This is a genomic window from Veillonella sp. AF36-20BH (assembly GCF_003602765.1).
GTDB lineage: Bacteria > Bacillota > Negativicutes > Veillonellales > Veillonellaceae > Veillonella > Veillonella hominis.
The window spans coordinates 112,057-133,825 of record NZ_QTLR01000006.1; the positions used below are offsets into that span (position 1 = coordinate 112,057).

Here is a 21,769-nt window from a genome sequence, read left to right on the forward strand (position 1 = left end):
ATGTTGTGGCTCTGTTCTATGTATTATTCATGTGGAGTTGTATATGTAATATTTTGCGCTTCGTAGCTTTTACCGTGAGACAATACATGAACAATGGTTTCCAATGTGGCACGTACAGTTTCAACGGCCATGCTAGGTTGATTTGGTTTATCCACCACTTGGGATGGCAAGTATGGGATGTGCATAAAGCCCGCCTTAATATTGCCTTTTTGTGCAGCATAGTGACATACACCATACATCAAGTGATTGCATACAAAGGTTCCCGCTGTATTGGAGACCTTAGCAGGAATACCGTTTTGATGTAACGCATTGACGATATTTTTTATGGGCAATGTCGCAAAATAGGCACTAGGGCCATCGGCTACAACAGGCTCATCTTCCGGTTGATTGCCCCCATTATCTGGGATACGAAAATCGTCGCAGTTAATAGCAACTCGTTCCACTGTAATATCAGGACGACCACCTGCTTGACCTACACACAGGATAAAATCTGGTTGGCACTGTTCAGCGGCTGCTTTTACAGTATCAACAGATTTATAACGAATGGTAGGAACCATTTGTGTCACTACCTTGTAATCACCATCAGTATAACCATCCATTGTTTTGACCGCTTCCCAAGCCGGATTAATAGGTTCACCGCCAAATGGATCAAAACCGGTAATCAAAATTGTTTTCATCACACTACCTCATAACGATATCTTATGGTGCATTAGAACAATTAAACATGATATATAACCTTAGAAGATATATCATATAGTTTCATAAGCATATCGTGCTTTCACAGAAAAGGGTTAAATAAAGTAATACATTAATAGAATATTCAATACGAGCATGATTAATGCAATTGGAAGTTGTGCTTTAATAACGCCGTATTGGTCGCGCATTTCAAGGAGCGCTACCGGTACGATGTTAAAGTTGGCAGCCATAGGTGTCATCAAAGTACCGCAATAGCCTGCAAGCATTGCAATAGCACCGACAGCAGCTGGGTTAGCACCATGAGCTACAACGAGCATTGGGATACCGATGGCACTTGTAATCATCGCAAATGCGGCAAAGGCATTACCCATAATCATTGTGAAGATAACCATACCAATGCAATATGCCACAACAACGAGGAATACATTATCTGCTGGTACTACACTTGCGACTGCACTGGAGATAAGTTTACCAACGCCAGCCAAATTAAATAGATACCCAAGAGCCGCTAATAACTGGGACAAAATAGCAGTCCAACTGATAGCATCGATAAGTCGACGGCCTTCATGGAAACCTTGGTTAAGTTCGCCCTTTGTAATAAAAAGAGCAGCACACATAGCGATGATTGCGGCAATACCTAGACCAACAAGAGCGCCTAACTTAGTAAAGAAACCAATGAAGAATGTAATAATACCAACAAGTAATGCTGGTACAAAGATAACATTGCCAATACGAACAGCTTCGCCTTTTTTGAATTCGATAGGAGATTCAAAGTAATGGCCTTTGCCGAGTTGTTTTACTAGTACGATAGCTGCCATAGCAATTACAAGCCAGCCATTAATTTCCTTGGAGAGATAAGAACCAAAGATAAAGGATATGCTATATAAGAGCCAAAATAAGCCTGTACCAATGCGATATTTATGTTCTTTATCTAAAAATGATTGAATAGCAAAGATAAATAGAATAATCCCTACGAGAAGATATACATAATCTAAGGGCTGCATTTTATAGAGTATTTCTAACATATTATTCAGCCTCCTTCTTCAATTCTTCTGGTGTAACAAGAATATTTAACTCATTAGGTACTAATTTACCAGCTTTCATATCCGCTTCGTCACGAGCTACAGAGGCTTGAATTGTTTTATCAAAGATAATAAAACGAATGAAGTTAACAATATATGCACAAATAGCAGTTGGCAATCCGTACAATACCATATCTGTTAACTCTACAGAATAACCTAATTGTTCCATAACGCCTTTGATGAGTAATAACCCACCAGCAGCAAGGAATAAGTTTTGACCGAAGAAGTTACCTATATTATCCGCAGAAGCAGCTACACCACGCACCTTATCAAGCGTACGTTGAGATACTGGACGACCTTGAGCTACCGCAGCTTCACTCATAGGAGCGATTAATGGACGAACCATGGCAACCATACCAGACATGTTAATACCAAAAGCTACTGTTACTTGGCGCACAAATAAATAAATCATAAAGATACGCCCTGCAGTAGCAGCGTTGATCTTGCCAATCAAAATTTCTGCCCGTTCACGTAAGCCGTGACGTTCCATAAGACCAATAACAGGTAAAATCAAAATAAATAATGACATATAACGATTTTTAACAAAGGCCTCCCCAATAGCACCAACAATATCATTGATACTGAGACCACCTGCAAGGCCCGTTACAAAACCTGCGGCTACGACAACTAACAAGGCATTAAAGCGTAGCATTAGACCGATGACCATCACTAAAATACCTGACAAAATCAACATATGGACACATCCTTTCTACAAATCATCCATAACACATATAACCATAAAGATACGTTATATGTATATATTATATACTGAATAGTCATAATCTTACAAAAAAATACCTTGTATCTAAATTTAGTGAATGTCCCTGATCTGCGATCAGAGCATAAAACACTCAAATAGAGTACAAGGTAATTTACATAATTAATATAACGCTTTCTTAATTAATTTAATTCTTTCTTAAATAATATAGTTGTATGCTGTTTTCCTCTAAAATGAACCTTATCATACGCAGTAAATCCAAAGGATTCATACATTTTAGGCAACCACGGATGCTCCTTAGCCGTTCCTAATGTAACAATATGTGTTTTATACTGTTCTTTTAAAAGCTCCTCTGCATAGCCCAAGACTTCCCGTGCATATCCTTTGCCTTTGAAAGCTGGTGCTGTTACAAAATGAGCAATATGCGGATATTTATCCGGTGTTGAGTATTTCACCCAAGGCATACAAAACGTAATAGAACTAACTAATTGCCCATCAATATACAAGCCGTATACAGGATAATTTTCAATCCACTCCTTAGATTCCTCTTCCGTAAAATCAATAGCGTCGAAGCTAATGGGATAGTCTTTTATAGCTGCATAACCGTCGATTAATACCTTATGATATTCTGCTGTGTCTGCTACTGTTAATTGTCTAAATTCTTTCATGGTCTTTCCCTCATATCTATATTTTATTCACAAACTACGTATATTAATTCACTTTGTGAAAGTAATTATACACCTATATGTATTTATTTGCAATATATTTACATAAATATTATATAAAATCATAATATCTATAAAGGAAATCTCATATGCAATAATGTAATATATTCTCCAAACCTCAGCCATACTATGTGCCAGATAAATTAAAACCTCAAATCTCAACAAATAGCAAGTTCGTATAAAAATAAGCAGAATACAATTTAGATATCAGTCAACGATTTCATTCCGTCTAACCATAATTGACGAATTCCTATAAAATAAGCACAATACCACAAAAAGATTTAGACAAAAAAACAGGATGTATCAAAGATACATCCTGTTTTTAGCTTTTACAAACTCTAGAAAAGTTAATCCTATTGATTATTGTATATACGGGAACCGTATACGTCACGTTCGTTTTTAGGTTCGTTGTTAACGCGAACACGTTCAGTTTTATGACGATCGTTATCATCACCAGAAATACGATCAACACGGAAGTGGTTAAGACGAATATTTTGTAATTCAGGACCGAATTCATTCAATGCACGTTTCATGTTTTCGTCAATAGGAGCACCATTTTGAAGTGCACGATACAACATTGTAGCGAATTCGTAACGAGTCATCTTAACATCGCCTTTGAATGTGCCATCAGGGTAGCCAACAAGGATACCATTACCAGCCAATTGGCTAATATATTGGTAAGCCCAGTGGTTGCGAGGAACATCTGGAAATTCAGCAGTTTTGCTTGGATCAATTGCATGTGGAGTCAAGATTTGTAACAAGTTATTATATTTGTTTTCCATATCTTGAAGACGTGCGTTCAATTCAGCAATTTCACGACCCATAGCTACGCGAGAGCGGGATTCAGGGGAACGTTTACCAAGGCGAATAGATACCCCCGCGTTCAATTGAGTTTCGCCAGTACCTACAGTACCACCAACGGAGAACATTGTGTCTTCGTTAGGACGGTAGAATGCACCCAACGCAGCGGAGTTAGCATTATGGTAGTGACCATAGCCAGCAGCAATTGTCCATTTATCATCTGGGTTGAAATCCAATGGGTGCAATGCAGCCAATGCAGCGGAACCTGCACCTACTTTGTTAACCCGTCTTTCAACAGTACCAACACGATTAGTCAAGTTCTTAATATTGTTATTAATTTGACCAGGTGTGGAATTGTTGATTTGTGTTTGTAAATCATTAGCTACGGAATATAATTGGCTACCGTTTACAGCATCTGTAGAAGTAGCGGAAAGCTCACCAGGAGCAACATTTTTAATTTGACGCTCAGCACCAGCTTTACCTACGGACACGGAACCATTAGCTGCAGAACCTACGCCAGCAAAGCCACCGAACGTATGACCAGCGATGGTTGCACTACTTTGTGCTGTAGCTTCGGTTGTAGTGGAACCTGTACCTAAAGCGATAGAGTTTAAATGTGTTGCATTTGCATGATCACCAATCGCCATAGCGTAGTCAGCTGTAGCACTTGCATCAGAACCAAAAGCATTAGAACGCACGTTAGTTGCCTGTGCACCTGCGCCAAATGCTTGAGCATGATCACCAGATGCAAGGGCAGAGGAACCCATAGCAACAGAATGATTATTGGTTGCTTGTGCGCTAGAACCAATCGCATTAGATTTATAACCAGATGCTAATGCTTCATAGCCAATAGCTTGTGAGCGAACTTCGGAAGCCTTTGCACGTGTACCAATAGCAGTAGACCATGTACGTTGTGCTTCAGCAGAATGACCAATAGCAATAGATTCATTCATCAACGCTTTGGAAGAATTACCCATTGCTAATGCAGAGGTGCCTGCTGCAGTGTTATTAACACCAATAGCGACAGAATTACTTTTCCAGTCACCAGTTTTCTTTGTAGCATCATCTGGCTCATTTTCGTAATCACGATCACGGAAGTTTGCATCAGATTCTTTTACAGTATTACCGCTACCATACGCAACTGCATTATTAGCACCTGTAACAACATTAGTGTTGTCCATTACAACAGAAGCAGCGTCTACCGGATTAACATTCGCACCAACAGCAGTGACAGCAGCCAATACAGCAAACGCTAATTTTTTGGAATGTTTCATTTCTCTCATCTTACACCCTCACTAAATTAAAAAATCATCCAAATTACAATACAATTTTTCATTCTCTCTATGTTCCGTCTCTCACCTCGGTCTGAACAAGTGAATATTCTAAATTAGCATAAAGAAATACCCCTATATCAGTTTAAGAAAAATTTATATTGTCGATTACCCGCATAGCATATCAAAGTTTTACGATATACACAACCCTTTTTTCTAACACAAATTAAATTAACAAGTTTTTATACCTATCAGAATCCGCTTTATTCCTAGCTTTATAGGGAAATAAATTTTACTCATTATTTTCCCTTATGAGTTAAATTTTTCGCAACTTTGTAAACTTTTCTCATGTAACAAACTGTATAACTTATAAATAAATAACCACCTTATAAGTACGAAAAATATACCTTTTACCCTTATTACACCCCATTCACACTTAATTCATGAATTATATATGAATTAAACTATTTTGTATATTTAATCAAAAGTTTTTCATTTTATTATAATTTTATATTTCTATAGTAGCAGTATCTATCAATGCAAATCAATGCTCAAAAAGACAATAACGAGAATGTTATGAGAATAAACATGACAAATATGATTTATATTGACCAATATTATATATATATGATCAAAGAAAGAAAGCCCCTACTCTTCATGAAGATAGGGGCTTTATAACAAGAATCTTTCTTTATTATATGTAATTATACTAATAATGCACTTACAAGTGCTTCTGCTTTATTAAAGTCGGATTCTTCGGGGTTCCAGTTACATTTAATTTCAGGTTCTACTACAGAGAATCCGTATTTAGTCAACTCTTCACGGAGTACCTTTGTAGATTCACCAGACCAGCCATAGGTACCAAATACAGCAGCCTTTTTATTTTTGAATTTCAACTCACGCAAGAAATCAAGCCAACCAGCTACGGAAGATAATACGCTATTACCTACTGTTGGGGACCCTACAGCAATAGCTTTAGACTTAAAGACTTCTGTCATAATGTCATTTTTATTGGTTTTACTAATATTAAAAATCTTAACACGTGTATCAGGGGATTGTTTCGCAATTTCTTCGGCAATCTTATGTGCCAACTTCTTGGTGCCATCCCACATAGTGTCGTATACAATTGTGATTTGATCCTCTTGGTACGCTTGCGACCATTCATAGTATTTTTCTACAATTTGCATTGGATTTTCACGCCAAATCGCGCCATGACTAGTCGCTATGATATCGATTGGCAAGTTAAGCTTTTGAATTTCTTCAACTTTAGCTTTTACCAATGGAGAGAATGGATTCAAGATATTAGCGTAATATTTCATTGCCTCTTCCCATAGACGGCATTGATCGGCCTTATCTGCCCATAATTCCTCTACAGCGAAATGTTGACCAAATGCATCGTTGGAGAACAAGATATTATCCCCTGTCATGTACGTCGCCATGGAATCAGGCCAGTGGAGCATGCGCATTTCCACAAACACCAAGGATTTACCATTCCCAATATCTACGGAGTCCCCTGTTTTAACAGTTTTAAAATTCCATTCAGGGTGATGATATTGTCCAACCAAGGACTTAACAGCATTTTCTGTACAATAAATAGGCGTATTAGGAATTTTTTCCATCAATGCAGGCAAGGAACCGCTGTGATCCACTTCGCCGTGGTTACATACGATGAAATCAATCGTATTCAAATCAATTTCAGATTCCAAATTATCAATGAACTCGGAGGAATGTGGTTTCCATACAGTATCGATGAGGACCGTCTTCTCCTCTTCAATCAAATAGGCATTTTGGCTAGATCCATTATTAATGGTGTAATCAGAGCCGTGAAACTCTTGCAATTCCCAGTCGATTTTACCAACCCATGATACGTTGTTTTTAATGTGCTTTCTCATAATAACCTCCATGTTCTGTGAAAGTAAATATACTCACCTCATATCTTTTAATGAGTCTATAAAGGCCCACAGATGAGAGAAGCAACTTTCACCGGTATTCCCCAATATATGGCCCCATGTTGTATCAATGAATACAACATAAATCGGTCATTAATTATGGTTTTATTATAATCATATCGCATAATTAAATCTGTATCTGTAGGTACAGATTTGAGAATTATTATAAAAACCACTCATAGGTAATCACATGCCGTACATTAGTACACATCGATTTCCCATGAGTGGTTACGAGTATATGTAATTATATGATTATTTATTACCCGATTTAGATAGTCCAGGGATAGCTTTATAGATATATAATGCAATATATCCATCAACCAAGCTGTGAACGATGGTACCGCCACCTACAAGAACAAATACAACGTAGATGAGATCAATGTTTGGCATCGTAGTGGTAGTATAGAACAATAGGCATGCTAGTACCTCACCAATAGCGTGAACGATAGCACAAGCAAGGTTAAACGCAACAAAGGATAGAGCCCCTGTTAATACACCTGGATGATGTTTAATATAGTAAGCCCCCATCAAGGCAAAGATGATATGAGATGCAGCACGCATAACGATAACAAGTGGGAACCCTGCTACAAAGAAACCTAGAGTAGAACCTATCACGACACAAGCTGCCATCTTACGAGATAAGAACATGGCTAGGAATATAGGAACATGACTCGCCAATGTATACGATGCCGGTGGAATCACAACTTTCAAAGGCATCACGATAGGAATCATAATGGCTAGTGCCATCAATAAAGCAGTAATGGTTAAATTTCGATACATCGAAGAATTCATAAAGGCCTCCTTAAAGAATATTTTGCCATACATCTACCAATATAGCACTCTAATATATGAAGAACAACTACGTATACCGCTAGTGTCCTACAAAAAAAGAGAGGGCCTTACAACCTTCTCTTTTTTAATTGGACAAATATATTATAATACCTATATCTTAACGCTTATAATACGATTTTAAAAATGACGTAACTCACGTTAATACCTTTCAGGAATCTTAATTCATTACTTTTATAAACGTTCAATTACGGCTTGCGCCATTTCTGTTGTACCTACTCGTTTCAACCCTTCGCGGTAGATATCGCCAGTGCGGTAACCATCAACGAGCACTTGTTCTACAGCACTTTCAATAGCGTCAGCCACTTGAGGTAAATCAAGGGAATGACGACACATCATCGCAGCGGACAAGATTGTCCCCAACGGATTTGCCAAGTTTTGGCCCATGATGTCCGGTGCGGATCCGTGGATTGGCTCGTACAATGCAGTACCGGTACCCATGGATGCAGATGGTAAAAGCCCGATAGAACCAGAGATAACAGCACCTTCGTCGGACAAGATATCGCCGAACAAGTTTGTCGTAACGATAACGTCAAACTGTGCAGGATTTACAACGAGCTGCATCGCGGTGTTATCTACATAAAGGTAATCTGTTGCAATATCTGGATTGGCAGCAGCTTTCTCTTGCGCAACTTTGCGCCACAAGCGAGAAGAAGCCAATACATTTGCTTTATCTACGGATACAACCTTTTTGTTGCGTTTACGAGCTGTTTCCATAGCGATGTCCATGATGCGCTCTACTTCATAACGGCTGTACGTTTCTTTATCCCAAGCGAACTCGTTAGCACCTTCACCTTGTGCCTCTTCCCGTTCACCAAAATAAATACCACCAGTTAACTCACGAACGATAACGAAATCTACATCTTGTACTAGTTCCTTTTTAAGTGGAGAATACTCTTGCAAGGATGGATAGATTTTTACAGGACGCAAGTTACAGAATAAACCAAGTTCCTTACGAAGACCTAGAATTGCTTTCTCAGGACGGATAGAAGGATCGACATTATCCCATTTAGGACCGCCTACAGCACCGAGCAATACAGCATCAGCCGCTTTACAAGCCTCAATCGTATCCTCAGTCAAAGGCACGCCGTATGCATCAATAGACGCACCGCCCGCTTTCTTATCAATCCAATTAACCTTTACATTGGCTTTCTCAAAAGCCACATCACACACAGCCTTCGCTGCTGCAATAATCTCAGTACCGATACCATCACCAGGAATCAATACAATATTCTTTTCGCTCATATTACCTCTCCATATAACAACTGTCATAGATGAAGCACAAACTCATCTTTCGTTATTCCACCGTTAGAAATCTATATAGCCAGTATCGAGCCTTCACACTCCCAAGAGCCGAATGCGCGTTGAAAACGACTTTGGCCCTGCGGAGGCCGTAGGCCGAAGTCAGACCTGGCCAGTGGAGGCTTGAGACGAGTGTTCGGCTCGCCCCTATTTACGGTTTTTAGCAAAACTTACAAGACCACCGGCTGCCGCAATATCTTGAATGAATTGTGGCAACTCAGTACCTTGGTATTGTTCGTTTTTAGTCAAGTTGTACACGATACCTTTAGACAAGTCTACGCCGATTGCATCACCTGCATCGATACGATCAACTTGTTCACCGATTTCCACAACTGGTAAACCGATGTTGATAGCATTACGGAAGAAGATACGAGCAAAGGAGTGTGCTATGATAACAGGCACGCCTTTAGCTTTAATAACACCTGGTGCGTGTTCACGGGAGGAACCACAGCCAAAGTTTTTACCAGCAACCATGATTTCCCCAGCTTTCACATTAGGAGCGAACATCGTATCAATATCTTCCATCGCATGTTCAGCCAATTCGTTCCAATCGGCAATCGCTAAGTAACGAGCCGGAATGATTACGTCTGTATCTACATCGTCGCCGTAGCGCCAGATTTTTTTGCTTTCAAAATCCATTTTAAACCTCCCCAGGGCCTGCAATGCGGCCTAATACAGCACTTGCTGCCGCCACGTAAGGGCTTGCCAAGTATACCTCAGAATCAACGTGACCCATACGACCACGGAAGTTACGGTTTGTAGTGGAAACGGTGCGTTCCCCTTCGGCCATGATGCCCATATAACCGCCTAGGCAAGGACCACATGTTGGAGTGGACACAGCACAGTCAGATTGAATGAAGATATCCAAAAGCCCTTCTTTCAAAGCTTGGTCATATACATCTTGGGAGCCAGGGATTACGATGCAACGAACGAATGGAGCCACCTTGCGACCTTTGAAGATTTCCGCAGCTGCCACCAAGTCTTCGTAACGGCCATTTGTACAGGAGCCAATAATAACTTGGTCGATCTTGATATCTTTGTCGATTTCGTTGATGTAATGTGTGTTGGATGGCAAATGAGGGAACGCTACAACTGGTTGCAATTTGGACAAGTCAATTGTAATAGTTTGAGCATATACCGCATCAGCATCTGGAGCGATTGGCTCAACAGGGCGATTTACGCGGCCTTTGATGTATTCTTCAGTAATTGCATCGTAAGGGAATACACCACATTTACCACCAGCTTCGATAGCCATGTTACAGATTGTGAGGCGGTCAGCCATAGTCATGTGTTGTACGCCTTCGCCGGCGAATTCAAGGGCCATGTAACGAGCGCCGTCTACGCCGATTTGACCGATTAAATCAAGGATTACGTCTTTACCAGTTACCCATTTGTTAGGTTTGCCGATAAGCTCAACCTTAATTGTTTCAGGTACTTTGAACCAAGTTTTACCTTCTGCCATAGCAACGCCCGCATCAGTGGAGCCTACGCCTGTGGAGAATGCATTTACCGCACCATATGTACAAGTGTGTGAGTCAGCACCAATCATCATTTCCCCAGGACCGATAAGACCTTTTTCTGGCAAAATAACGTGCTCGATACCCATTCTACCGACTTCAAAATAGTTTGTAATGCCATGTTCGCGTACGAAGTCGCGCATTACTTTCGCTTGTGTAGCGGATTGAATATCTTTATTTGGTGTGAAATGATCCGGCACCAAGTAGATTTTATGACGGTCAAATACAGGTTTGCCGATTTTTAAGAACTCTTTACGCGCCGGTGGGAATGTGATGTCGTTCATCAATACAGCATCCAACTGACATTCGATGATTTGTCCCGGTTTAACGACATCAAGACCCGCGTGACGAGCCATATTCTTTTCAGTAATGGTCATACCCATATTATTCTTCCTCCTGTTGTTCTAGCTCCATAGCTAGGAATACTGAGTTAACTGCATTAATATATGCATTTACACTTGATTTAACGATATCTGTGCTGATACCACGACCATGATACAAGCGACCGTTGTATTCTACCTTGAGGGTTGCTTCCCCAAGGGCATCTTTACCAGCTGTTATGGCGCGGATTTGGTAATCTTTCAAGCTAATTGGCAAGCCAACCACACGTTCAACCGCTTTAAGGGACGCGTCTACTGGGCCATCACCAACGGCAGCATCCGCTCTTTCACCATCTGGAGTCATGAGACGAACGTCAGCGTATGCGTAGCCTTTTTCACCCAATTTGTAATATTGAGCCACGAGCTCGAACGCTTTTTTGTGGTGAAGATTGTCTACTACGAGGGCTACGATATCATCGTCGTATACTTGTTTTTTGCGATCTGCCAACTCTTTAAACTTAGCGAAAAGATCGTTGATTTTTTCCTCAGCGAAAGATTGGAAACCAAGTTTTGCCAAGTGATCAGCGAAGGCATGACGACCGGAGTGTTTGCCCAATACGAGATCTGTTTTTTCAGCCCCTACGGACTCAGGAGTCATGATTTCATACGTTTCAGGATTGCTCATCATACCATGTTGATGGATACCAGATTCATGAGCAAAGGCGTTAGAACCCACGATTGGTTTATTTGGAGGAACTACAACCCCTGTTAAACGGCTCACAAGTTTAGATACTTTCGTAAATTGTTTTGTATCGATGTTCACTTGAAGGTCATCAAAATAATCATGGCGTGTTTTAAGAGCCATTACCACTTCTTCAATCGCTACGTTACCAGCCCGTTCACCTAGACCATTAATTGTGCCTTCTACTTGGCGTGCACCTGCTTTAATAGCAGCTAACGTATTCGCATTGGCAAGGCCTAAGTCGTCATGGCAGTGAACAGAGATAATTGCATTTTCAATGCCTGGTGTATGTTCTTTAATATAGCGGATTTTATCACCGAACTCATTAGGGTTCATGTAACCTACTGTGTCTGGTACATTAATAATTGTTGCACCACCAGCAATGGCAACACCAAATACTTGGCATGCGAAATCTAAATCAGAGCGTGCCGCATCTTCACCGGAGAACTCGATTTCATCGACCTTACCTTTTGCATATGCCAATACGGACTTAACCTTATCCAATACCTCTTGGCGAGTCATTTTTAATTTATATTCCATATGAAGTTCGGAAATAGCAATGAATACATGCAAACGGCTACGTTCCGCATCTTTCAATGCATCAATCGCTTTTTGTACGTCCTTTTCATTAGCACGTGCCAACGCACAAATTGTTGCGCCTTTCACTTCGCGGGCAATCGTTTGTACCGCGTCAAAATCTCCAGGGGATGCAGCTGGAAAGCCAGCCTCGATTACGTCGATGCCGAGGCGTACTAGGCCTTTCGCAATTTCAATTTTTTCAGGAGTTTGTAAAGATACACCTGGTGTTTGTTCCCCATCACGAAGGGTTGTATCGAAGAAATATACGCGATTCTGTTCCATAATAGCCACCTTTTCTATCCTCATAAAACATAACACTTTATTATATCTATCCATTAGTGAAAGTTTGTAACATCGCCAATGTCGACACCATATATAATCAGTGATTTACTAGACTTTCACAAATAAAAAAGCCCCTCAGAACAACCGTCGTTGCTCAAAGGGGCGTTATATTCATAACACGGTACCACCCTAATTGGGACTCGTTTCGGCGATAACGGAACCACCGTCGATGACTACTGACGTTCACCACCGAAGCTCACGGGAGAGTGTCAGCGTACAACCTCTATTGCCTCGCACCAGCCGGCAACTCTCTGAAAGCAGGATTTGTAAACCTTTATACCCGTTCATCGCTTGATTTAAGATATAAGGGTATTGTACTGTATTCTATAGACTTATGTCAATTAAAATAAAATGAATATAATTTCATAAAACTCATCGTTAGTAGTTAGTCCACTCTAAACTATCAAAATCATTCATAATGAGTTTCTTCTTCTTTACCACTTGGTTCGTTAGCTCAATGCGTTCACTAACAAATGAAATATCTGTATACCATTCCTTTAAATTAGCATACACTTCATTCTCTAAATCAATAATCATAGTTTCAATAGGATCCCAAGTTTTGCATCTTACTGACTCGACCATAACCATGCTACTACCTATGAAAGTAACATCTCTACCATAAATCCAAAATGGCAATACCTTATTTTTTATAGCAATAGAGTATATAGCATCCCCATGAGGTGGTTCTGTTTCATATTGCGTGCGTATTTGGTACTTTTCCATAATTTCATTACTACCATTTTCTATATATGGTAGCTTTGAAATCTTATAATTTTCTGCGTTCATAAGAGCTCCATTATTTTTAATATCAATCACAACAAAGAGGGCTGTATATCGCTATTTGTGTAAAGAGTATTTTGCTATACTATAAGTGTTGCTAACCCTAATCTGGCAACAGAAAGGGGGTGTAGTTATTGCACAACAACTATCAATTTTGGCTAGCCGTCATGGTAAATGTACTCGCCTACTACATTTGCAAGTGGTTAGACGCTTTCCTAGCCCTTTTATTTAGCAACTAGCCCAACGCTCTAACATTAGCGTAATAATGTAAAAAATCCCTCGGAGTTGCCGCTCCGGGGGATTTTGTAGTTAATTGCACAACTATCAATTGCCTACCTATAATATACTACACCTTTAGTGTTTTTTCAATATTTTACACTGTTAATCATTTCCCTAGCCCGCTCAACAGAAACTGGCTCATTAAATAAGAACACATGATTTTGTCCTTCATGTTCCCAAGATGTTAAGTAAACAGAGTCATCTACCATTCTATAGGTCACGGTCATGCCATTTACAACCTCTGTTTTCTGAGGCACGTAATCCTTATAATCACCTGCAATATTACCAGATACCGCAGATACGCGATATTTAATATACTTTGGCATATCATCTACACGGTCAAAGTATTTTCCTTTTAAAAGCTCATGATAAGCATACACCACTTGTAGTACATCATGATCTACAACAGCCACATGTATAGCATGTAACCCTTCTACGCCATTTGGCAACTGCGGTTTAAAGTTCAAATGTTGCTTAGCTTCATATATGGTATCAAACACCTCTAGCGATTGACCTTTACGAGTACTTCTATAATCCTCATCAGTCATGCTGCAACTTCCAAGTCTATCTGGACAAGGAAACTCATTACGATCCCCATAAGGCTGGTCATAAATCGAATTACCATTAAGACGGAATCTCGTCAAATCATCTGCGGACACAAGATTAATAGAACCTATAAAAGCTAACGTAGCTAACACACATACAACCTTTTTCATGATACATTCCCCTGTAAACAAACTACATATGGTAAGTTAATTATATCACTAAAATTTAAATCAGTTATCATCACAAATCTATCACATTTGATAGTATCTATCGCAAATCATTCTACTATTCAAAATTATTGTTGGTGCTATAATGAACTCAACAAAAGGAACAGGTGCTCATATGATACTAAATGCACTATTCCAAAACTATAGTTAGTAATTATATGGAGGAAATAATCATGACACATACACAATTAACACAACTAGTTCAAGCATTATTAGATGCACCACAAAGCAATCCTAAAGTAAAAGAATTCGCTCAGTCTTGGATTGATGCAGAAGGTACTCCTAAGCAAGAAGAACTCACGAAACAACTCGTACCCGTAGCAGAACAAAATATTGCGCTTATCGACGAAACAATAGGCTTTGCAGGCTCTGAACTCGCTACACAAATCCTTGGCGAAGAAGGTGCAGCTAACCTATTACAACACGCTAAAGACATCAAAGCAGAAGGCGCAGAATTCTGTGACTGCCCTAGCTGCGTAGCAGCTAAAAATATAATTGATTTGAAAGCGGAAATTGAATAGTTTATATAAATAAAAATAGCTCCTAAGGGAACTATTTTTATTTATATTATTTGAGTTATATCTTGATATTACGTTCTATAATATCCCCCTTAGATAATATGGTTGCAGTAACATCGTATCTATTTTTTGTGATAATTATACTACACCCATAATCATATTCAAACCTTCCATTTTCTTCTGTCATTTCAGCTAATTTTTTGATATCCTCCTCCGCATTATCATTCCACCAAGGTTTTACTTCTATAACGACAAAATTGCTACTATTACATCCACGTCTATGCACTATAATATCTGGCCTTATCAACTCATTAGCCTTATTCTTTTTAGAATCAGCTAAATCCCGGTTATATTCACAGTCTACATCATACTCATCTATACATAATGATAAATAGTGCCCAATCTTATGTGAAATGGACAACTCACTTACATGATTATCAGTTTCATTAAATATTAAGTATTGATCTTTATAAAACAACATATCTAATGCAATCTTTAATGCATCATAAAAACGCCCTAAGGTATTCATAAAATATCTCCTTTTAGTGTTTGTAGATGAACTAAATATAATTCCTTTATATAACTAATTTGACCTACTAACTTACATATTCTACAAAATACTTTATCTCACAATATGTATTTATCATCGGTTCTAAAAAATTCTAATTCACAAGCAGCTATTCCTCTCTTATACTCCGTTTTCTTAATAGTTCACGTTCTTTTTTTATAGAGATATATAAACTAATATAAAACCAATATATACAGTATCCGTAAATAAAGCTCCGACTAAATACGAATACTAATTCAATCCATTCTTTATGTGTCATATTAGGAAGTAAACAGCTAAGAGAAATAAAGTGCTTTATAGGATTGATGATTTCAAATGATGAAGTATACCAATCCGGAGAAATTAAAACACCTATATGATTAAACATCGCAAGAATATAATATACGCCTCCAATAAAAGGAATATAGACTATTGATAATTGTAATAAGTCAAAACTTTGATTACTTATAAATTGACAGTATGACTCCATATGGCTTAACAACTTATAAAAATCTTCAGATAATTTCATAAAGTATTCTTTTTTATCTAATTGCTTTATTATAACTTCTAGGATATAAGCTATAAGTAGTATCAAAAATAATATTCCTGGTATGCTACATACAAAAGGGATTAGCCAATAAAGAATAAACTCAACTTTTTTTAGCAATACTTTTACTATTTGAGGTAATATAGATTCAAAATCTAATATATTTACTCCATAATAAGCATATAAGTAATCAGCAAACAAACATAACAAAAAAAGTAAAACAAAAATCTTTGTAAATAAATCAAATCGTTTTCTAACTAAATTTATCAATGCCATAATACTCTCACTCATATATACCTCCTTTTATTCATAAAATATCATACCATAATATACTATTATAATTTTACTTATAGTTAAAATCGTATAATTTATTGATTATACGTATAAAAAAGCCCCTGTATAACAGGGGCCTTCTTTATTCTCCAGCACTGACAAGCGCTTTTGTATATGGGTGTACCGCTTCTTTAAGTCGTTTTGATTCGATAGTTTCTACGATTTGTCCATCTTTCATAACGATGATTCGGTCTGTTACGGCTTGTAAAAGTCCAATATCATGGCTGACGAATACGTAGCCAAAGGGTTGTTCCCTATGGAGTTTTTGTAATAAATCTAGTACCAACTTTTGATTCACCGCATCAAGGGCTGATGTAGGTTCGTCAAAGAGTACTAGTTTTGGATGCATCAACATAATCCTTGCCAGTACTAACCGTTGCAGCTGACCACCACTTACTTCATGAGGATATTTCTGAACAATCGTTTCAGGTAGATCTACATGTTGAATCCATTTACGGATATCTTCCTTTGCAGCGGTTATATCCATAAGCCTATAGTTGATATATGGCTCTAAGAGAAATGCTTCTAAGTTCATTCTCGGTGGAATCACCGCCAAGGGATTTTGGAACATCATCTGCATAGAGCGATATATTTCTGTATGATTTTGAATAGAATGGATGTCCTCACCAAAGAGTCGCAAGGTGCCAGATGTAGGTTTTTCTAGCATGGCAATCATCCTAAGCAATGTACTTTTACCAGAACCGCTACCACCAGCAATACCTACCCGTTCATTCTCCGCTACAGAAAAGGATACGTTATCAACGGCGTAAACCGTATGATTGTGGTTCGTATATTGTTTACATATATTCTCAAGTTGAATCATACTACACCACTTTCATTACGGAATCTAACAAAATACGAGTATACTCATCCTTTGGATGGGCCATGATCTCTTCGGTAGAGCCTACTTCAACGAGTTGCCCCTTATTCATAACCCCAATGCTATTAGCAATGCGCGCCGCCGCCTTGATATTATGAGTTACGATAATCACCGTTGCCCCAAGGGCCTGGGTGACCTCCTTCATAAGATCTAATACAGAGGCTTGCACGAGCATATCTAAGGCACTAGTCGGTTCGTCAGCAAATACGATGCTCGGCTTCAAGATAAGGCTCAAGGCTATTGCAAACCGTTGTTGCATACCACCACTCAATTGAAACGGATAGGACTGCAAGATACGCTCTCCGTCAGTTAAGTGAACAAGATTAAGCATATCTTTAACGCGGCTTACATCATAGCTTTCACCATGAGCACGGAATAAATCTTTGAAGTGATTTTCTACGGTGCGATTTGGATTTAGATAGGCGCTGGGATTTTGAAAGATCATAGAAGTCTTCGTGCCCCGCAATTGTCGCCAATCGCTATCACTCAATGTAGAAACATCGGTTCCGTTTAGCAAAATTTGGCCGCTAATGTTAGCTTGTTTCAACATGCCAAAGGCGGCACGAACTAACGTAGATTTACCAGATCCGCTTTCACCAACGATGGCAAAGACCTCACCATTGGGCACGGAGAAGGATACATCGCGTACCGCTTGCTCCGCACTGTATGAAATTGTAACCTTATCAAATACGATACAATCAGATTTATTCAATAGTAGAATCCTTTGTTAATAAGTAGTAATCGATTGGATGTACCGGTACATTTTTAACTTTTGTAGTAGATACAACTGTTGCACTTGGATACAACAAATAGATATCTGCTACGTCATCAACTAAGATTTGTTGCGCTTGTTTTGCAATATTAGAGCGTTCGTTTTGATCAAATGTTACTGACAATTGGTCGATTAACACATCTACTTGAGGGTTAGAGTAGCCACCAACGTTTGCTTTCGCACCAGTTTTGTAGAACAAGCTGAGGAACCAGTAAGGATCGTTTGTAGACATAGTAACTACATTGCGTTCTACCAAATCGAAACCATCTGTACCAAGTGTATCTACTTCATCAGGGCTTTGTAATTTCTTAAGAGTTACAGCAATACCTGCTTTTTTCAATTCTTGTTGAATTTCTTCGTATAAGCTTGTGTCTTTACCCCAAATAGCAATAGTAATCGCTAATTCTTTGCCATCTTTTGCATACATGCCGTTTGCATTCTTAGCGTAACCAGCTTGAGTCAAGATTTGGTCAGCTTTTGCTACATCTGTCATCGGTTTATTAGCAATTGCATCATAGCCTAAGTTGGCAGATGGCGGGAATGGTGCCGCCCCTGGTGTAGAGCCATTGCCAATGATTTTAGCCATGGAATCATAATTAATGATATGAGCAATAGCGGAACGCACAGCTTTATCATGTAATGGAGATGCTTCTGTGTGGTTTGCTTTTAACATAAATACACGAACGCCAGCAACGTCTTGAATATTGAAACCGTCTTTGAACAAGCTGCGGTTAGCAGAGTCCACTTTTTGAATTACGTCTACATCTTTAGATTGCAACGCCATAGCGCGTTTGTTATTGTCTTCGATGTCTTTTACAGTTACAGTATCAAGACCTGGTTTGCCACCCCAGTAATCTGCGAAGGCTGCAAGTTCAATTGTTTCACCTTTTTTGAAAGCAGTGATTTTATAAGGGCCTGTAAGAACTGGTTTAGATGCTACATCTTTAAGATCTGCAGTATCCATGATAACAAAAGCAGGTTCAGTCAAGCTAGATAACAAGGAACCATTAGGCTCTGTAGTCTTAATAATCAAGTTTTGACCATCTACTGTGATGGACTCGATTTTAACAGCTTTAGCGGAACGAGCACTTTGTTTCATCGTATACTCAATGGACTCTTTTACCTTTTGAGGTGTCATCGGAGTACCATTGTGGAATTTTACGTTTTCACGGATGTGGAATTTCCATGTTGTAGGGTCTACATTTTCCCAAGAATCTGCCAATTGTGGGGCAAATTTCATATCCGGTGTAACAACGGCTAAGGTTTCACCTGCACCGATACGTGTCAATGTCCACGCATCCCATTCGTGAGTTGGGTCTAATGTTTCACCAAACCAATACAAACCAACATTCATATGCTTACCTTGTTTGCTGTCTTTAGCAGTATCATTGCCACAGCCAACCAAGAGAGCCACCATGCATAGCATGGACAAACATGCTAACAACCAACGTTTCATAATATCTCCTTTAAAATACATTGCCTCGTCGAGGCTTTCACCATAAAAAATCTATACACAGCACGGTTAACGAGATACATCAAGGGCATCGCGCAACGCATCACCAATATAGTTAAATAAAACAACGGTAATAAAAATAGCGAGCCCCGGGTAAATTAGCAGCCACGGCGCCGTTTGTAGAAAATCTCGGGAGCTCAACAAGATAGCGCCCCACTCCGGATCCGGCGGTTGTACACCGATGCCGATGAGCGAAAAACTGGCTACCAAAATGATGGCGTCCCCTAAATGTTGAATAATAACGATCACCAACGGTGGCAATACATTCGGCAGAATATAGCGCCACAGAATTCGTAGATTTGAAGCACCTGACATACGAGCAAAGGTAATGTACTCCGCGTGGCGTTCAATCTGTACGAGGCCTCTAGTGATACGGGCATATTCCGCCCATTTCGTAATGCACAAGGAAATGATTACATTCGTTATGCTAGGTCCCATAATACCGATGAAAGCAATGGCAATCACCATGTTCGGGAACCCTAGTACCAAATCAATCAAGCGAGATAACCAACGATCAATGCGAGGTGTAGAGAATCCTGCTAATCCACCAATAGCGATACCGATGGCCCCACTAATGCCAATGATGGTGAAAGTAATCCCTAAAGAGGCTTTACCACCGTACAGAATACGAGACCACACATCACGACCGAGTTGGTCAGTACCTAATAGATGGGTACTACTAATGTCTTGTAAGCGGTCCGCGATACTCGTCGTTTCAGGATCAAAGGGTGCTATATAAGGAGCACATAGGAAAAATACGATCCACAGAGCTGCTAATACCAACATGGCGTATAAAGTATAGGGCTTTTGTCTATTCATAAGAGCCTCCTTTTATGGCGGCTCTTCGCTTCGGATTCAGCCAAACACTCAATACATCAATGATGATATTAATCACGATAAACACCAAGGTAATCCATATGATATAACCCTGCATCAATACATAATCGCGAGCCATAATGCCCTGTACCATCATGTAGCCGATGCCTTTTATGGAAAACACCGTTTCAATAACAGCAGAGCCACCTAGCATAGCGCCCATAGTTACCCCCATCATAGGCAACAACATAAGTCCCACATGAGGGAATATGTAACGGGTGTAGACCATCCATTCTGGCAAGCCTAATGCTCGCGCCCCCTGTACAAAGGGCTGTCGCGACACTTCTAAAATAGTATTGCGCAATCGACGAATGTAAAGACCACATATCCATAAAGCAAGGGTTACCGCAGGCAATACATAGGCAGAAAAGCCATTGGTATTCGTTACCGACACTAGCTGTAATTTAACACCAAATAAGTACAGTAATAATAAACCGACCCAGAACCCAGGGATTGCTAATGCTAGAAATGTAACGAGACGAACCCCATGATCAATCCATGAGTCTTGATACTTTGCAGATAACATACCGAGCGGTATGGTTACCACTATCCCCATAACAAGAGCTAAGGATACTAGCCCCAAGGTATTAGGCAAGGCTCCACCAAGAATAGTCGCCACTGGTAAAGCGTACAGAATGGACTCACCAAAGTCCCCTTGTACAATTTGACCTAACCAACGTAGGTATTGCTGCCACCAAGGGTCATTGAGACCTAACTGCTCTCGTATCTGTGCAACTACAACTGGATCTGGTGTAGCCCCTACAAGATTAAACTTCATCGACACGGGATCAATAGGAGATAATTTTATCAATACAAATGTACCGATAGTAACCACCAATAAAACACCTACAATACTCGCCAAACGCTGTAGTATTAATCGATACAACACATCACCTGCCTTCTTTATCACAAAATAGCTATATTTATATTCTATCAATGTAATACTTAGATAGATATACCCACATGGGTATTTAGAATCATTATCATTATGAAAGTTTTGCATAGCAATCAGAACCACCCGTAAAACGGGTGGTTTGCTCACGGGCTATAAGCCCGTA

21 protein-coding genes and 1 other annotated feature are annotated in these 21,769 nt (G+C 39.4%); of the genes, 1 reads left to right on the forward strand and 20 read right to left on the reverse strand.

Annotated elements, in window-relative coordinates; genetic code table 11:
* Positions 1-23 precede the first annotated feature (23 nt).
* The 13 genes from pcp to DW000_RS07875 form a co-directional block, all read right to left on the reverse strand.
* Complete coding sequence (pcp, locus tag DW000_RS07815) at positions 24-677, reverse strand: pyroglutamyl-peptidase I (protein ID WP_120055916.1); 654 nt, start codon at positions 675-677, stop codon at positions 24-26.
* Between the two features lie 114 nt (positions 678-791).
* Positions 792-1,721, reverse strand: a complete 930-nt coding sequence (locus tag DW000_RS07820) for a DUF979 domain-containing protein (RefSeq protein ID WP_120055918.1) — start codon at positions 1,719-1,721, stop codon at positions 792-794.
* 1 nt (position 1,722) lies between these two features.
* Positions 1,723-2,472: a DUF969 domain-containing protein gene (locus DW000_RS07825; RefSeq protein ID WP_105086814.1), complete on the reverse strand. Its 750-nt coding sequence runs from the start codon at positions 2,470-2,472 to the stop codon at positions 1,723-1,725.
* A 206-nt stretch (positions 2,473-2,678) separates the two neighbouring features.
* Positions 2,679-3,164, reverse strand: coding sequence for a GNAT family N-acetyltransferase (locus tag DW000_RS07830; RefSeq protein ID WP_120055920.1), 486 nt, complete (start codon positions 3,162-3,164; stop codon positions 2,679-2,681).
* Positions 3,165-3,574: 410 nt separating this feature from the next.
* Complete coding sequence (locus tag DW000_RS07835) at positions 3,575-5,305, reverse strand: S-layer homology domain-containing protein (protein ID WP_120055922.1); 1,731 nt, start codon at positions 5,303-5,305, stop codon at positions 3,575-3,577.
* A 692-nt stretch (positions 5,306-5,997) separates the two neighbouring features.
* Positions 5,998-7,185: a flavodoxin domain-containing protein gene (locus DW000_RS07840; protein ID WP_120055924.1), complete on the reverse strand. Its 1,188-nt coding sequence runs from the start codon at positions 7,183-7,185 to the stop codon at positions 5,998-6,000.
* A gap of 309 nt (positions 7,186-7,494) precedes the next feature.
* Positions 7,495-8,034, reverse strand: a complete 540-nt coding sequence (locus DW000_RS07845) for a hypothetical protein (RefSeq protein ID WP_012863703.1) — start codon at positions 8,032-8,034, stop codon at positions 7,495-7,497.
* A 231-nt stretch (positions 8,035-8,265) separates the two neighbouring features.
* On the reverse strand, positions 8,266-9,336 hold the full coding sequence (gene leuB, locus DW000_RS07850; RefSeq protein ID WP_120055926.1) for a 3-isopropylmalate dehydrogenase: 1,071 nt from the start codon (positions 9,334-9,336) through the stop codon (positions 8,266-8,268).
* Positions 9,337-9,540: 204 nt separating this feature from the next.
* Positions 9,541-10,032 carry a 3-isopropylmalate dehydratase small subunit gene (locus DW000_RS07855; RefSeq protein ID WP_120055928.1) on the reverse strand — a complete coding sequence of 164 codons (492 nt, stop codon included), beginning with the start codon at positions 10,030-10,032 and terminating at the stop codon, positions 9,541-9,543.
* 1 nt (position 10,033) lies between these two features.
* Positions 10,034-11,293: a 3-isopropylmalate dehydratase large subunit gene (leuC, locus tag DW000_RS07860; RefSeq protein WP_120055930.1), complete on the reverse strand. Its 1,260-nt coding sequence runs from the start codon at positions 11,291-11,293 to the stop codon at positions 10,034-10,036.
* A gap of 1 nt (position 11,294) precedes the next feature.
* Positions 11,295-12,833, reverse strand: a complete 1,539-nt coding sequence (locus DW000_RS07865; RefSeq protein WP_120055944.1) for a 2-isopropylmalate synthase — start codon at positions 12,831-12,833, stop codon at positions 11,295-11,297.
* 155 nt (positions 12,834-12,988) lie between these two features.
* Positions 12,989-13,190, reverse strand: a binding site (T-box leader).
* A gap of 81 nt (positions 13,191-13,271) precedes the next feature.
* Entirely contained in the window at positions 13,272-13,679 is a 408-nt protein-coding gene (locus DW000_RS07870) for a hypothetical protein (protein ID WP_120055932.1), read from the reverse strand.
* Between the two features lie 359 nt (positions 13,680-14,038).
* Positions 14,039-14,668 carry a hypothetical protein gene (locus tag DW000_RS07875; RefSeq protein ID WP_012863698.1) on the reverse strand — a complete coding sequence of 210 codons (630 nt, stop codon included), beginning with the start codon at positions 14,666-14,668 and terminating at the stop codon, positions 14,039-14,041.
* 230 nt (positions 14,669-14,898) lie between these two features.
* Here DW000_RS07875 and DW000_RS07880 point away from each other — a divergent pair, with 230 nt between their 5' ends.
* Positions 14,899-15,246, forward strand: a complete 348-nt coding sequence (locus DW000_RS07880; protein WP_012863697.1) for a hypothetical protein — start codon at positions 14,899-14,901, stop codon at positions 15,244-15,246.
* 55 nt (positions 15,247-15,301) lie between these two features.
* Here DW000_RS07880 and DW000_RS07885 read toward each other — a convergent pair whose 3' ends face one another.
* From DW000_RS07885 to DW000_RS07915, 7 genes are all read right to left on the reverse strand, one after another.
* Positions 15,302-15,772 carry a hypothetical protein gene (locus DW000_RS07885; RefSeq protein WP_012863696.1) on the reverse strand — a complete coding sequence of 157 codons (471 nt, stop codon included), beginning with the start codon at positions 15,770-15,772 and terminating at the stop codon, positions 15,302-15,304.
* Positions 15,773-15,920: 148 nt separating this feature from the next.
* Positions 15,921-16,628, reverse strand: a complete 708-nt coding sequence (locus DW000_RS07890; protein ID WP_120055934.1) for a hypothetical protein — start codon at positions 16,626-16,628, stop codon at positions 15,921-15,923.
* Between the two features lie 124 nt (positions 16,629-16,752).
* Positions 16,753-17,493, reverse strand: coding sequence for a dipeptide/oligopeptide/nickel ABC transporter ATP-binding protein (locus DW000_RS07895; protein WP_060918905.1), 741 nt, complete (start codon positions 17,491-17,493; stop codon positions 16,753-16,755).
* A gap of 1 nt (position 17,494) precedes the next feature.
* Complete coding sequence (locus DW000_RS07900) at positions 17,495-18,262, reverse strand: ABC transporter ATP-binding protein (protein WP_120055936.1); 768 nt, start codon at positions 18,260-18,262, stop codon at positions 17,495-17,497.
* A complete protein-coding gene (locus DW000_RS07905; RefSeq protein WP_120055938.1) occupies positions 18,255-19,778 on the reverse strand; it encodes an ABC transporter substrate-binding protein in 1,524 nt (507 codons plus the stop codon). The genes DW000_RS07900 and DW000_RS07905 overlap by 8 nt, the downstream gene beginning before the upstream one ends.
* A 66-nt stretch (positions 19,779-19,844) precedes the next feature.
* Positions 19,845-20,654 carry an ABC transporter permease gene (locus DW000_RS07910; RefSeq protein ID WP_120055940.1) on the reverse strand — a complete coding sequence of 270 codons (810 nt, stop codon included), beginning with the start codon at positions 20,652-20,654 and terminating at the stop codon, positions 19,845-19,847.
* On the reverse strand, positions 20,647-21,597 hold the full coding sequence (locus tag DW000_RS07915) for an ABC transporter permease (RefSeq protein WP_120055946.1): 951 nt from the start codon (positions 21,595-21,597) through the stop codon (positions 20,647-20,649). The genes DW000_RS07910 and DW000_RS07915 overlap by 8 nt, the downstream gene beginning before the upstream one ends.
* Between the last annotated feature and the right edge of the window lie 172 nt (positions 21,598-21,769).